At 73.5% G+C, this 14,010-nt stretch carries 12 protein-coding genes; 4 read left to right on the top strand and 8 right to left on the bottom strand.

Translation table 11 applies throughout. The features are described 5' to 3' along the window. The first annotated feature begins 1 nt into the window (after position 1). Positions 2-2,749, top strand: a complete 2,748-nt coding sequence (locus IF28_RS0111565; protein WP_030217523.1) for an ABC transporter permease — start codon at positions 2-4, stop codon at positions 2,747-2,749. 61 nt (positions 2,750-2,810) lie between these two features. Then, on the top strand, positions 2,811-3,770 hold the full coding sequence (locus tag IF28_RS0111560; protein ID WP_030217520.1) for an ABC transporter ATP-binding protein: 960 nt from the start codon (positions 2,811-2,813) through the stop codon (positions 3,768-3,770). 6 nt (positions 3,771-3,776) lie between these two features. Here the strand turns inward: IF28_RS0111560 and IF28_RS0111555 are convergent, their stop codons facing one another. Genes IF28_RS0111555 through ettA form a run of 3 tightly spaced genes read right to left on the bottom strand, consistent with a single transcriptional unit; the run spans position 3,777 to position 6,520 of the window. Next, positions 3,777-4,442 carry a hypothetical protein gene (locus IF28_RS0111555; RefSeq protein ID WP_030217517.1) on the bottom strand — a complete coding sequence of 222 codons (666 nt, stop codon included), beginning with the start codon at positions 4,440-4,442 and terminating at the stop codon, positions 3,777-3,779. Continuing rightward, positions 4,439-4,849: an acyl-CoA thioesterase gene (locus IF28_RS0111550; RefSeq protein WP_030217512.1), complete on the bottom strand. Its 411-nt coding sequence runs from the start codon at positions 4,847-4,849 to the stop codon at positions 4,439-4,441. Before IF28_RS0111550 ends, IF28_RS0111555 begins: the two co-directional genes overlap by 4 nt. 6 nt (positions 4,850-4,855) lie before the next feature. Further along, positions 4,856-6,520: an energy-dependent translational throttle protein EttA gene (ettA, locus tag IF28_RS0111545; RefSeq protein WP_030217509.1), complete on the bottom strand. Its 1,665-nt coding sequence runs from the start codon at positions 6,518-6,520 to the stop codon at positions 4,856-4,858. Positions 6,521-6,721: 201 nt separating this feature from the next. Here ettA and IF28_RS0111540 point away from each other — a divergent pair, with 201 nt between their 5' ends. Next, the gene (locus IF28_RS0111540; RefSeq protein WP_030217506.1) at positions 6,722-7,240 is read left to right on the top strand and encodes an HAD domain-containing protein; all 519 of its coding nucleotides are present in this window, start codon (positions 6,722-6,724) and stop codon (positions 7,238-7,240) included. 165 nt (positions 7,241-7,405) lie between these two features. Continuing rightward, positions 7,406-7,519: an LPXTG cell wall anchor domain-containing protein gene (locus IF28_RS39165; RefSeq protein ID WP_158713673.1), complete on the top strand. Its 114-nt coding sequence runs from the start codon at positions 7,406-7,408 to the stop codon at positions 7,517-7,519. A 6-nt stretch (positions 7,520-7,525) separates the two neighbouring features. Here the strand turns inward: IF28_RS39165 and IF28_RS0111535 are convergent, their stop codons facing one another. The 5 genes from IF28_RS0111535 to IF28_RS0111515 form a co-directional block, all read right to left on the bottom strand. Further along, positions 7,526-7,948: a hypothetical protein gene (locus IF28_RS0111535; protein WP_234325108.1), complete on the bottom strand. Its 423-nt coding sequence runs from the start codon at positions 7,946-7,948 to the stop codon at positions 7,526-7,528. A gap of 77 nt (positions 7,949-8,025) precedes the next feature. Next, positions 8,026-9,441 (bottom strand): Cys-Gln thioester bond-forming surface protein, encoded by a 1,416-nt coding sequence (locus IF28_RS0111530; protein ID WP_030217496.1) that lies wholly within the window; start codon positions 9,439-9,441, stop codon positions 8,026-8,028. Between the two features lie 282 nt (positions 9,442-9,723). Beyond that, positions 9,724-10,203, bottom strand: coding sequence for a single-stranded DNA-binding protein (locus IF28_RS0111525; RefSeq protein WP_030217493.1), 480 nt, complete (start codon positions 10,201-10,203; stop codon positions 9,724-9,726). Between the two features lie 306 nt (positions 10,204-10,509). Next, positions 10,510-12,285 carry a YfjP family GTPase gene (locus tag IF28_RS0111520; protein ID WP_030217486.1) on the bottom strand — a complete coding sequence of 592 codons (1,776 nt, stop codon included), beginning with the start codon at positions 12,283-12,285 and terminating at the stop codon, positions 10,510-10,512. A 3-nt stretch (positions 12,286-12,288) separates the two neighbouring features. Continuing rightward, a complete protein-coding gene (locus tag IF28_RS0111515) occupies positions 12,289-13,899 on the bottom strand; it encodes a dynamin family protein (protein WP_030217483.1) in 1,611 nt (536 codons plus the stop codon). Positions 13,900-14,010: the final 111 nt, after the last annotated feature.

Genomic DNA, 14,010 nt, shown 5'->3' with positions numbered 1-14,010 from the left:
GGTGAGCGTACGGACGCGGGTGGTCGCGCCCTGGGTGCGCACCCGGCTGCGGTCGGCGCCCGGCGGGGCGGTGGCACTGGCGCTGCTGGTGGCGGTGACCGCGTTCCTGTCCGCCGCGCTGCCGCTCGCGGTCGACCGGTACGGCGACGCGGGGCTGCACCGGTCGATGGAGGTGGCCGGGCCGGCCCGCACCACCGTCCAGCTGTACAGCGCCTCCGCGGCCGACCTGCTGCTGACGCCCGAGGAGCGGGAGGAACAGCTGCGCGAGGACCCGATCGCCGACGCGCACGCGAGGATCCTCGCGCTGCCGGGCCGTTCCCTCCCGGTCGACCGGGAGCAGTCCTCGTACGGTGTGCGCACCACCCGGCCGCTGGAGGTCGCGGACCCGTGGCTGGCCATGCCGGACGCGGTGCCCCCGCAGTTCCACCTGGCCGCGCCCAGCGGGCTCGCCGGCCACACCCGGCTGCGGGAGGGCCGGCTGCCGGAGGCCGCGGACGACGTGACCTCCGCGACGGCGGCGGTCGAGGCCGCCGTCACCGCCGAGACGGCCCAGAACCTGCACATCGGGGTGGGGTCCGTCCTGCATGTGCCCGCCGCGGAGCGCGGGCCGCTCGCGGTCCGTGTCACCGGCATCGTCGAACCGCGTACGCCCCGGGGGGCGTACTGGTCGACGAGTTCCGTACTGCGCACCCCGTACCTCACGACCGTCCCCGACGACCCGATGCGCAGCCAGTACTGGGTGGCCGCGCTGCTGCTGCCCGCGGACGCGGCCCCGGCGCTCGCGGCCACGGCCGGGGAGCCCGAACGGTACTGGATGCTGCCCCCCGATGTGTCCGCCCTGCACGCCCACAATCTGTCGCGGCTGACGGCGGCCGTCGCCTCCTTCGACGCCGGCCCGCTGCTCCAGCGGGCCCGTACGGCCGCCTCGGCCCCGGTCGAGACGGAGACCGCGCTCGACGAGGTGTTCGCCGAGTACACCGGGCTGCGGTCCGCGATCGGGCCGCTGGTCGCGGTCGCCGCCTTCGGCACGGGCACCGTCGCGGCCGTCGTCCTGCTGATGGCGGGCGGGCTCGCCGCCGACCGGCGCCGCGCCGAGCTCACCCTGCTGCGCGCCCGCGGCGCCTCCCTGCCCGGTCTGACCGGCCGGCTGCTGGCGGAGACGACGGTGGTCGCCGTCCCGGCGGCGGCCCTGGGCCTGGCCGCCGCCCGGCTCGCGCTCACCGGCGGCCGGCTGCCGTACGCCGCCGTGGCCGCCGGTGCCGTGGCGCTCCTCGCCTCCGTGGCGCTGCCGCTGCGGGCCGTCGCCGCACACCGCGCGGTACGCGTGCACGCCGCCCGCGACGACATCACCTCGGCCCGCCCCTCCCGCCGCCGCACGGTCGCCGAACTCACCCTGCTCACCCTCGCGGTGGGCGCCGTCGTGGCGCTGCGCACGCGCGGTACGGCGCAGGACGGCCAGGGGGCGTCCGGGGACGAACTCGTGTCGCTGGCCCCGGTGCTGGTGGGGATGATCGCCGCGCTGGTGCTCGTACGTCTGTATCCGCTGCCACTGCGGGGCCTCGCCGGTCCGGCGCGGCGGCTGCGGGGTGTGGTCGGCCCGCTGTCGCTGGCCCGCGCGGGCCGCGGTACGCCGGGGTCCGCCGTACTGCCCCTGCTCGCGCTGCTGACCGCGCTGACCACCGCCGCCTTCGGCGGTTCCGTCCTCACCGGGGTGGCCGACGCCCGGGACCGCGCGGCCCTCCTCACCGTCGGCGCCGACGCCCGCCTCGAAGCGGCGTCGGCCATGCCGTCCGGCCTGGCCGACAAGGTCGGGCGCGTGTCCGGCGTGGACGACGTCACGCCCGTGAACGTCGCCCTGTACTCCTATCCCGACGACGGCAGGCTGACCGTCCCGGTCGCCGCCGTCGACCCGGCCGGCTACGCGGCCCTCACCCGGCACACGGACATCGGCGCGGTCACCGCGGACGAACTGAAGGCCCCCGCCGGCACGGAGACCCTGCCCGCCCTGGCCTCCCCCGCGGTCGCCGACCGCTACGGGACCCGGCCGTTCCGGGTGCGGCTCGACGGCGGCGGCTACCTCACCGTACGGATCGAGACGGTACGGGAGCGGACCCCGGCGATCGTCGGGGACGAGTTCCTGATCGTGGACCGGGCCGGGCTGCCGGACCCCTCCGCCCCGCCCACCGCGCTGCTGCTGACCGGGAGCCACCCGGACGCGGCCGCGCTGCGGAAGGCGGCGGGCGACGCCGCGCGAGTACAGCTGCGGACGGAGCGGTTCGCCGAGTACATCGACTCGCCCCTGCAGTCCGGCGCCGAGCGGATCTACACGGCGGCGGTGGCGGCGGGCGCCGGGTACGCCGTACTCGCCCTGCTGCTGACGCTGCTGCGCGCCGCACCCGAACGGGCCGCGCTGCTGGCCCGGTTGCGCACCATGGGCCTCACCCGGGCCCAGGGCCGCCGCCTGCTGATCCTGGAGTCCCTGCCGCAGGCCCTCCTCGCGGCGGCCGGCGGCACCATCACGGCCTGGGCCGCCATCCGGCTCCTCTCCCCCGGCATCGACCTGACGACCCTCGCCGTCTCCACCGCCTCCTCACCGGCGGGCCGGGCGGCCCTGCGCACCGACCCGGTGTCCCTGCTGCTGCCCGCCCTGACGGTGGTGGTCCTGACGGTCGGCATCGCGGCGGCCCAGGCATGGTGGACGGGCCGCAGGGGTTCGGTACGGGAACTGAGGGCGGGCGATGCCCGATGACCCGCACCGAGGACCGTACGACCGCGCACGCCCGCCCGTGCTCCCTCCCAGGAGGCCCCCGATGACCTCGAACCCCACGCTCGCCGAGCTGGCCGGCCGGGTCGGCGCCGACCGCGACCGTCCGGCGTACGGCCATGACGCGCTCATCACCTGCGACCGGCTGGTCCGCGTGTTCACCGCGGACGGCGTGGAGGTGCAGGCGCTCCAGGGGCTCGACCTCCTGGTGCGCGAGGGCGAGTTGATGGCGCTGGTGGGCGCGTCCGGCAGCGGCAAGTCGACCCTGATGAACATCCTCGCCGGCCTGGACACCCCGACGGCGGGCGCGGCCCGGGTGGCCGGCCGTGACCTGCTCACGATGACCGCCAGGGACCGCCTCGCCTACCGGCGTGAGGTCGTCGGCTTCGTCTGGCAGCAGACGGCCCGCAATCTGCTGCCCTATCTGACCTCGGCGCAGAACGTCGCCCTGCCGATGCAGCTGGCCGGCCGGTCCCGTTCCGGGCGCCGCGTCCGCGCCGAACGCGCGCTGGAACTGCTGGAGTTGCTGGAGGTGGCCGACTGCCGCGACCGCCGCCCGCACGAGATGTCCGGCGGCCAGCAGCAGCGTGTCGCCATCGCCGTGGCGCTGGCCTGCGACCCTTCCGTCCTGCTCGCCGACGAACCCACCGGCGAGCTGGACTCCCACACGGCGGAACAGATCTTCGCCGCGTTCCGCACCGCGAACGAGCGGCTGGGCACGACCATCGTGATCGTCACGCACGACCAGGCGGTGGCGAGCGAGGTCCGCCGCACCGTCGCCATCCGCGACGGCCGCACCTCCACCGAGGTGCTGCGCCGCAGCGAGGTCGACGCCGACACCGGCCACGAGACCGTGGTCGCCCGCGAGTACGCGATGCTGGACCGTGCCGGCCGCCTCCAACTGCCCGCCGAGTACACGAAGGCGCTGAACATGCGCGACCGCGTCGCCCTGGAACTGGAGCCCGACCACATAGCCGTCCGCCCGGACGACAGCGAAGGGCGGTAGCCGGCCTCAGCGCACGCTGAGCCCGAACGCCCCGAGCCCCGCCCGCCGTACGGCGACCGACCCGAAGGGCGTACGCAGCCGGAGCCACGCCCCGGAGGAGAACAGCCCCTGCTCCGTGCCCCGCAGGAAGCCGAGCGACTGGGCGGCGTGCACCGCCCGCACCGGAAGCCCGGTGTCCGCGACCGTGCGGGACCAGATCTCCCGCCCGATCCGGTCGAGTTCGGCCCGGGTACGCGACTCGGACGCCAACTCCTCCGTACGGGACCGGAATTCCGCGACCGACGCGGCGACGAGAGCGCGCAGCTCCTGCGGCGCCGGCAGTCCGGGCTCGGCCCGCCAGCCGCCGCGCGGCGGCAGCACACCGGCCCACGGCGGCCCGGTCACCGCGCCCGGCACGGCGGCCGTGCCGGCGGACTCGTCCACCGACTCCAGCAGTTCACCGGCGGACACGGTCACGTCCAGGGTGATGTCCAGCCCGTTCTCGTACGGCTTCGCCAGCCGTACGGCGCGGACGGCGAGCACCTCGAACGACGGCGGCCTGCCGAAGACGGCGAGCGCCGTCCCGGCCGCCTGCAGCCGCACCGCGGCGGAACGGTCGTAGTGCAGCAGCCGGGAGAGGAAGGCCGCGAGATCCGCGGCCTCCCCCTCGTCGGCGAGATGGAGCACCGTCATGCCGCGACGGCCTCCTCCTCGGCGTCCGTGTACTCCTGGAGGAACTCCCGTTCCTCCGCGGTGATCCGCCGGGGCCGCTGCGCCTCGAAGTCGAACGGCACTATCACCGTCGAGGCGCGGACGTAGACCACGTCCCCGTCCTTGACCTCGTAGGTGAGGGTGAACGACGCGGCCCTTATCTCGGTGACCCACAGCTCGATGTCGACCGGGTGGTGCCGGTGGACGAGCTGCCGCTTGTAGTCGATCTCGTGGCGCGCCACCACGGACCCCTGCTGGAAGTCCTTCTCCGGGCGGAACAGGAAGTCGATACGGGCTTCCTCCAGGTAGCGGAGGAACACCACGTTGTTGACGTGGCCGTACGCGTCCATGTCCGCCCAGCGCAGCGGGCAGCGGTAGATGTGCCGCAAGGTCGATCAGCCCCGGGTCAGCTTCTTGTAGGTGGCACGGTGCGGACGCGCCGCGTCCGCGCCGAGCCGCTCGACCTTGTTCTTCTCGTACGACTCGAAGTTGCCCTCGAACCAGAACCACTTGGACTCGCCCTCGTAGGCGAGGATGTGTGTGGCGACCCGGTCCAGGAACCACCGGTCGTGGGAGACGACCACGGCGCACCCGGGGAACTCGAGCAGGGCGTTCTCCAGGCTGGAGAGGGTCTCGACGTCGAGGTCGTTGGTCGGCTCGTCGAGGAGCAGCAGGTTGCCGCCCTGCTTGAGGGTGAGCGCCAGGTTCAGCCGGTTGCGCTCACCGCCGGAGAGCACGCCCGCCGGCTTCTGCTGGTCCGGACCCTTGAACCCGAAGGCCGACACGTAGGCGCGGGACGGCATCTCGACCTGGCCGACGTTGATGTAGTCGAGCTCGTCGCTGACGACGGCCCACAGGGTCTTCTTGGGGTCGATGTTCTCGCGGCTCTGGTCGACGTAGGAGATCTTGACGGTGTCGCCGACCTTGATGGCGCCGGAGTCCGGCTCCTCGATGCCCTGGATCATCTTGAACAGGGTGGTCTTGCCTGCGCCGTTCGGGCCGATGATGCCGACGATGCCGTTGCGCGGCAGCGTGAAGCTGAGGTCGTCGATGAGGAGCTTCTCGCCGAAGCCCTTGCTGAGGTTGCTGACCTCGACGACGACACTGCCGAGGCGCGGGCCCGGCGGGATCTGGATCTCCTCGAAGTCCAGCTTCCGCATCTTGTCGGCCTCGGCGGCCATCTCCTCGTACCGGGCCAGACGCGCCTTGGACTTGGCCTGGCGCCCCTTGGCGTTGGACCGCACCCACTCGAGCTCGTCCTTGAGGCGCTTCTGCCGCTTGGCGTCCTTGGCACCCTCGACCTTGAGGCGGGTGGCCTTGGTCTCCAGGTACTTGGAGTAGTTGCCCTCGTAGCCGTGCAGCCGGCCGCGGTCGACCTCGCAGATCCAGCCGGCGACGTTGTCCAGGAAGTACCGGTCGTGGGTGACGGCCACGACGGTGCCCTCGTACTTGGCGAGGTGCTGCTCCAGCCAGTTCACCGACTCGGCGTCGAGGTGGTTGGTGGGCTCGTCGAGGAGCAGCAGGTCGGGCGCCTCGAGCAGCAGCTTGCACAGCGCCACGCGGCGCTTCTCGCCACCGGAGAGGTTGCTGACCGGCCAGTCGCCGGGCGGGCAGCCCAGGGCGTCCATGGCCTGCTCCAGCTGGGCGTCGAGGTCCCAGGCGCCTGCGTGGTCGAGCTGCTCCTGCAGCTTGCCCATCTCGTCCATGAGCTCGTCGGTGTACTCGGTCGCCATCTGCTCGGCGATCTCGTTGAACCGGTCGAGCTTGCCCTTGACCTCGGCGACACCCTCCTGGACGTTCTCCAGGACGGTCTTGTCCTCGTTCAGCGGGGGCTCCTGGAGCAGGATGCCCACGGTGTAACCGGGGGTGAGGAACGCGTCACCGTTCGAGGGCTGCTCCAGCCCCGCCATGATCTTCAGGACCGTCGACTTACCAGCGCCGTTCGGCCCGACGACACCGATCTTCGCCCCGGGCAGGAAGCTCAGGGTGACGTCGTCGAGGATCACCTTGTCGCCGTGCGCTTTGCGCGCCTTGCGCATGGTGTAGATGTACTCAGCCAAGAGAAACCGTCCGGCAGCTTGAAATCTGGCAGTGGGCAGACACACCCCATCTTGCCCGACCGCTACCCCTGGGGGGAAACCCGTTCCGTCCGGTGGCCCTGACCTGGCCTTTCCCGGATGGCGCCTGAGCCTCGCCTGTCACGGTCGGTCGCCACGGCCCGGGGATGCCGCTCCTCCACCGTGCCGCGCTACCGTGCCGTCGTGACCAGCGCGGCGGAGCGCCCCCTCCTCTTCCTCGACGTCGACGGCCCACTCATCCCGTTCGGATCGTCGTCCGGCCACCCACGGGCCGCCGCTGCCGCCGCCGTGGGAGCCGCCGGTCGAGGGAACTCGCTGCTGGCCCGGCTCGACCCCGGGATCGGGGCGCGCCTCATGGCTCTGGGCTGCCGTCTCGTGTGGGCGACGACCTGGATGGAGGAGGCGAACAGGACCGTCGCCCCGCGCATCGGGCTGCCGCGGCTGCCCGTGATGGGACGGCCGGACACCGACGCGGAGGAAGGCCCGCGGGGCCTCCACTGGAAGACCCGCCCCCTGGTCGAGTGGGCCGATGGCCGGCCCTTCGTCTGGGTCGACGACGAGATCGGCACCATGGACCGCCTCTGGGTCACCGCCGCCCACCCGGGGCCGTCCCTGCTTCACCAGGTCGACCCGGCCGAGGGCCTCGAAGACTCCGACTTCCACGCGCTCGCCGGATGGCTCGACACCGTCACGCGGGACTGAGCCCCGCCTCGGGAAAAATCGCGTGTCGAGGCCAGGTGGCCGGCATCGGCGCAGGTGGTCATGGCGCCCACGGCGGCGACGAACTCGACTGCGAGGGTGGGCCCGTGCCCGACAGCGACTCGAGGATGTCGGCTGGAGACGCCCGACCGGGGTATCCGTCTGAGCATGCTCGCTGTAGTGGCCTACCGCTCGTACCACGGCGCAACGACCGTATGGGCCTTCGTGGTCGCCATCCTCATCGTGCTGGTGGCGGGTTGGTACATCCGGCGTCGAAGATGAGTACGTTCAGCACCACTGTGACTTCGCGTGGTCCGCGACGATCTCCACGTGGAGCAGGCCGTCGTCCGGGCCCTCGACCCCGAGGTAGGCGGTCGTGCCTCCCATCGGCTTGGTGAAACAGCCGGGTGCCTTCTCGTCCCCGGCCGCCGTCCGCGGCCGCCAGCCGTCGGCGCGGGCCACCTCCTCGTAGTGCCGCAGGACGTCCTCCGGCGAACCGTGGTACCGGTATCGCGCCCCCACCACGACGAAGCGGTCGTCGTCGTCGCACTCCTGGTAGCGGTCCCTTTGGTCCGCGCCTTCCGGAGCCGCGTCCAGGACCGTCTCGCCGGCCATCACCCCGGCGAGCCGGCCCTCCTCCTCACCGCAGCCATGGACGGTCAGGAAGTACAGCGCGGGCAGGCCCGCCAGCAGCAGTCCCGCGACGGCCACAGTCGCGACCGACCGGATGGCGGCCCCGTTCTCCCTCGTTCCGCCGGACGCCGGCGCACCGGACACCGGGAGTGCCCTCAGCCCTCGGAGGGGGTGTTCCTGCGGCGGGCGATGACCAGGCCCGCTCCGCCCACGACGACCAGGCCGATCGCGGTGCCGGTGATCCACGGGGTGGCGCTGGAGGCTCCCGTTTCGGCGAGGTTGGATTCGGTGGGGGTGACGGCGAGGGGGGTCGGGGACGGGCCGGACAGGGTGTGGGTGGTGGTGCCGATCTCGGCGGCCCTGGTCACGCAGTCGAGCTTGCCGGTGAACCGCTGCTCGAAGCCGCCCGGACCCTCGACCGTGAAGTCGTACGGCAGGTCCTCGCTCACCGGAACCGTCACCGTCCGGGACTTGCCGCCCGCGACGGTGTACTCCGCGTCCGCCAGCTCGAAGACGAACGGCTCGTCGTCCTGGTTGGCGACGGTGACGTCCACACCGCCCTTGGCGCAGTTCTCGCGGGCGGACAGCGCGGGTATCGCGCCCTCGAGCGCCCAGGTCGCGCTCGCCGTCGCCGAGACGGTCGACTCGCTGGAACCGGCCAGGATCTGCGTCTGGCTGCGGCTGTCGGAGACGAAGGCGCGGCCGACCGGGACCGTCGTGGAGGCCTGCGCGGTCAGTTTCACGGTGCCCGCCGCCGCGTCCTCGGGGACCTCGAAGAAGAGCCGGCTGCCGTCGGTGGCGGTGGTGACGGGCTCGCCGTCCTTGTCCACGATCCGTACGCCGGTCGTGGTGGCGTCCGCCGGCGGGGAGACCGTGACGCTGCGCGCGTCCGTGTGCACCGTCACCGGGCCGAGCAGCTCACCCGGGCGGCCGGAGACCGCCGGCGGGTCCAGGGTCAGCGACGCCTTCGGTTCCGCCTCGCCGCGGGCGTTCTTCTGCAGGTAGTCGGCGAGCTGTTCCGCCTGGGGGTCGACGGCGTCCACGTCGACGGCGTCGGTGTAGCGCCAGATCGCCACCTGGGTGCCGGCCGCCGCGTCCTGCTCGGTGAGCTTGCCGCGTACACCGGCCTTCTTCGCGAGCGCCGCGAGATCGTTGACCTGCGGGTAGGAGTTGCGCAGGATCCAGCGGATGCGGCCGGCGTCCTTGTTGGTGCCCAGCGACGTCCCGGCCCAGGCGGTCTCGTGGTACTTGGCGTCCTTCTGCGTCGGCGTCTGGATGTCGACGCAGTACGTGTGCAGCATGCCGCCGCCCTCGACGGACATCTCGAACAGTCCCGCCGACACTTGCTGGTCCCCGGCGGCGCCGCGTATCACCGCGTCGCCGTAGGTCTTGAGGCCGCCTATGGTCGCGGCCGCCCCGCTGTGTCCCGGCGCCGTCTCGTCGCCGGCGGCGGCCGCCGTCCCGGCACCGGCCAGTACGGCGGTGGTGACGAGTCCGGACGCCAGCGTCCCTGCGGCGAGGCGGGCCGACCCGCGTCCGCGCACGGACCGCGCGGAGAACGAAGCAAACACCGAAATCCTTTCCGAGCGGGACCCGTTGACACGGGGGGACGGTCCCACCAGCAAATTTCATCGGCCCCCAGAGCGCCGGGAGCCATGCCCGGCATCCTAAGGAGGCGGCAGAGCGCGCTTGCCGGTGATCGCGTCGGAGGGCTGATCCGACTCGGAATCGTTATCGCGGAAGCCGTCGCGAGCAGGGCTTATCGACAAATCCACACAGGACGGTTCGGTATGCATCTGCCGATAAGCCTCAGTTCGGCCGGAGTCCGGGCCGGGCGGCGCGCGTCACTGACGTCACGTCACGACGGCTGGCTCCGGGCCGGGTTGGACCGCCGTGTCGTCCACTGCCGGCGAACCGTCCAGGGGGCTCTCCCAGTTGGGTTCGGTCCGGTCCGTCGCCGGTGTCCGGTCCGTTCGCTGCGCGCGGCGGAAGGCGGTCGTGCCGCGGGCCAGGTCGTGGCCGATCGACACCGCGTCGATGTCCGCCGACATCCAGCCCTGCTGCCCCTCGCGCGTCTCCGTGCGCACCTTCAGCCGGCCCTGGACGATCACCGGTTCGCCCACCGACAGCGAGGCCGCCGCGTTGGTGGCGAGCTGCCGGTTGGCCCACACCGTGAAGAAGTTGGTGTGGCCGTCCGCCCAGGCGCTCTTCTCCCGGTCCCAGTACCGGGACGTGACCGCGATCCGGAACCTGGCCGCGGGCCCCGACGCCGTCTCCCGGTACACGGGGCGTGTCGCCATGTTGCCCACCACGCACACCATCGTCTCGTTCATCCTCGTACTCCCTCCCTCGCCCGGACCCGCCGGCCGCACGGGGCGGCATCGGCGGGCGCCGGGCTGAAACGCGTACGGGCCCGTCCCGTACGGCCGCCGTCCGGCGTGACGACCGCGGACCGTTCCGCGATCGCCGTGCACGCCAGACTGCCTCCGTCGGGCCGGGCCCGCCGAGCGCTGTGGACCACCGCCGGCCTGGGGACAACCCCGCCACCCGAACGAGGCGCTCCGCCCCGTACCGGCACCGACCGCCCGCCCCCAGTACGGGCACCGACCGCCCGCCCCCACCACCGGCGCCGGCCGCCGTCACCCCCGGCCGGCCACCCCCACCCCCGCGACCCGCCCGTACTGCTCCCGCACCTCCCGGTACCGCAGCAGTTCCGCCGCCACCGGATCCAGGACGCGGGCCCGGCCGCACCCGGCCGCCGCCTCCCGCAGACGTCTCTCCGCCTCCAGCCCGTACCGCCGGGCGGGCCCCCGGGCCGCCATGCGGCAGCTCCACTCGATCAGCGGGCCGCCGACGATGCCGATCGCCATCAGCAGCACCGGCACCCCCAGATTCGGCGCCATGAGGCCGGCGATCTGCGCCACCAGCCACAGCCCGCCGAGGAACTGAAGGACCGTCATCGAGACCTGTGCCAGCACGGCCACCGGCCACCACCCCGGCCGCGGCGGCCGCCCCGGCGGCAGCCCCGCGCGTACGGCCAGCTCGTCGAGTGCCTCGGGCAGCCCCTGCGAGCCCCGTACGGCCGCCTCCCGCACCGCCTGCGCCCACGGCGCCGGCAGTCCGGCACAGGCGCGGTCGGCCACCGTACGCACCGCCTGTTCCACCCGCTGCCGGGCCGTGGCCTCCTCGTCGGGCTGTCCGCGCGGGGCGACCCGGCCGGTGGACGGCTCGCTCCGCTCCTGGCACCAGCGCCACAGCCGCAGCCAGGGCGTGCCGCACGCGCGGTTGGCGTTGCGCAGCCACGCGCGTTCCGCCGCCTCGCCCGCCGCGGTGGCGCCGACGGCGTCCGCGAGCCGGTCCGAGAACTCCTCACGCGCCTCCTCGCTCAGCCCGGTGCGCCGGCGGGTGGCGTACACGGGCCACAGCCGGGCCGCCGCGATGTCCACGTCCGCCGCGATCCGCCGGGACGGGGCGCCGCGTTCGGACACGAACCGGGCGAGCGACTCCCGCAGTTCGCCGACCCCGTCCCCGGTGAGCGCGGAGAGTCCCTGCACGGTCGTACCGGGCTCTCCGTACTCCCCCAGCACGATGCCGTCCTCATCGAGCAGCCGCCGCAGATCGTCCAGGACCTGGTCGGCGGCCTCCCCGGGCAGCCGGTCGGTCTGGTTGAGGACGACGAACATGACCTCCGCGTGGGCGGCCATCGGCCGCAGATAGCGTTCGTGCAGCATCGCGTCGGCGTACTTCTCCGGGTCGACGACCCAGATCACCGCGTCGACCAGCCCCAGGACCCGGTCCACCTGTTCCCGGTGCTGGACGGCCGCCGAGTCGTGGTCGGGCAGATCGACCAGGACCAGCCCGCGCAGCCGCTCGTCGGCGTCCGCGGTCGCCTGCAGGGGGCGCCGTCTGAGGCGGGGCGGGATGCCGAGGCGTTCGATGAGGGGCGCGGCGCCGTCGCTCCAACTGCACGCGATGGGAGCGGCGGTGGTCGGCCGGCGCACGCCGGTCTCCGAGATGGGCACTCCGGCCAGCGCGTTGAACAGCTGTGACTTGCCGCTGCCGGTGGCGCCGGCGAGGGCGACGACGGTGTGCTGTCCGGAGAGCCGGCGCCGCGCGGTGGCCTCGTCGAGGATCCGGCCCGCCTGGGCGAGGGTCCGGTTGTCGAGCCGGGTGCGGGAGAGCCCGATCAGCTCGCGCAGCGCGTCGAGCCTCGACCGCAGCGCCGGGTCGTACGCGAGGGGGGTCACGGGCTGCGGCGCGGGGCCGCGGGCCGCCGTCGCCGCGGACGGTTCCTCCCCGTTCACGCGGCGTGCGATCAGTCCGTCGTCCCAGGGGGCCGCCGTATCCGTACGGGATGCTCCTTCGGCGTCGCGATCGGGTTGCCCGGTGTGGTCCTGGTCAGTGACGGCGGTCACCGGTCACCTCTCCTTCTGCAGTACGGACAGAGCGGCGATGAGTTCGGCCTGGGGCTCCGCGTGCACGTCGAGCGCGTCGAGCGGGGCGAGCCGGCGTTCGCGTTCGGCGTGCATGACGCCGTCCACGTGCGCGACGAGGAGCCGTCCGCCCCGGTCGCGCAGCCGCAGCGCGCCGTGGGCGCCGATCCGCTCGGCGAGGCCCTCCCCGGCGGTACGGGCCCGGCGGCCGCCCAGCAGCGCCGTGGCGACCAGCGCGGCCACCATCTCGGGGTCGGGGGCGACGCTGCGGTCCAGCTCCCGCACCTCGTCCTCGGCGAACTCCTCGAGTTCGCGCCGCCAGCGCCGTACGGCCAGCCCGATCCGGTGCTCGGCGCTCTCGGGGGCGCGCTCGCGGCCGGCGAGTTCCGGGGCGTCGGCGGCGGGCTCGCGCCGCCAGGCGTCCTCGACGCGCTCGTCGGCGGCGGCCACGGCGCACAGCAGCAGCGCGCTCAGGCTCTCCACCAAGGTGTCGAGGAGTTCGCCGGGGGTGCAGTCCAGGGGGAAGGCGCGCCACCGTTTGAGCGCGTCCCCGGCGAGTACGGCCCCGGCCTGCAGCCGGCCGCGCACCCGCGCGTGCTCGCTGTCGTACGCCCCGTCGACGGCGGAGGTGAGACGCAGCGCGGCGGCGTACTGCGCGGCGGCGGCACCGGCGAGTCCGGGCATACGGGCGTCGAGGGAGTCGAGGACGCCGTACGCGGTGCGGCCCATCACCTGCTGCCGGGCGGCGGGATCGAGCGTCTGGTGGACCAGCCAGGTGCGCAGCGACGCCACGGCGGTGGCGGGCAGCAGCCCGCCGCCCCAGGCCGACTCGGGCAGCTCCGGCACGGTGAAGCGCGGTACGTCGCCGAGTCCGGCCTTGGTGAGCAGGGCGCCGTACTGCCGTGACACCTCGGAGACGACCTGGTGGGGTACGCGGTCGAGGACGGTCACCAGGGTGACGTCGTACTCCTTGGCGGTGCGCAGCATGTGCCAGGGGACGGCGTCGGCGTAGCGGGCGGCGGTGGTGACCATCACCCAGATGTCGGCGGCGGTGATGAGTTCGGCGGCGAGGACCCGGTTGTCGGCGACGAGGGAGTCGATGTCGGGCGCGTCCAGGAGGGCGAGGCCGGGCGGCAGGGTGTCGGCGGTCTCGACCCGCAGCACCCGCGCGGGGTTCTCGCCGGGCAGCAGCAGGTCGTCGGCGGGGTCCCGGTGGTGGGGCACCCACACGCGCGTGAGGTCGGGCAGCACCCGCATCCCGCTGAACCAGTGGTGGTCCTCCGGATGGCAGACGAGCACCGGGGTGCGTGTCGTGGGCCGCAGCACGCCCGCCTCGCTGACCCGGCGGCCCACCAGGGAGTTCACCAGGGTCGACTTCCCGGCCCCGGTGGACCCGCCGACGACGGCCAGCAGAGGCGCCGAGGGGTCTCTCAGCCGGGGCACCAGATAGTCGTCGAGCTGGGCGAGCAGTTCGTCGCGGTTGGCACGCGCGCGTGCGGCCCCCGCGAGGGGCAGCGGGAAGCGTGCGGCGGCGACACGGTCGCGCAGGGCGGAGAGTGCGTCGAGCAGCTGAGGCCGTACGTCCAAGGTCACCACATGCGAAGAATGCCCAATTTTAGGGGAATTCTGAAGCATATGCGCATGTCTGCGCGCCGACAGGACACAAGGGATGGAAGGGGCGACCGTGACGTGTGCACAGGCCAGGCA

This window comes from Streptomyces sp. NRRL WC-3626 (assembly GCF_000718785.1).
Classification (GTDB): domain Bacteria; phylum Actinomycetota; class Actinomycetes; order Streptomycetales; family Streptomycetaceae; genus Streptomyces; species Streptomyces edwardsiae.
Note: the sequence above shows the minus strand (reverse complement) of the source record. Positions and strands in the feature narration are given on the sequence as shown.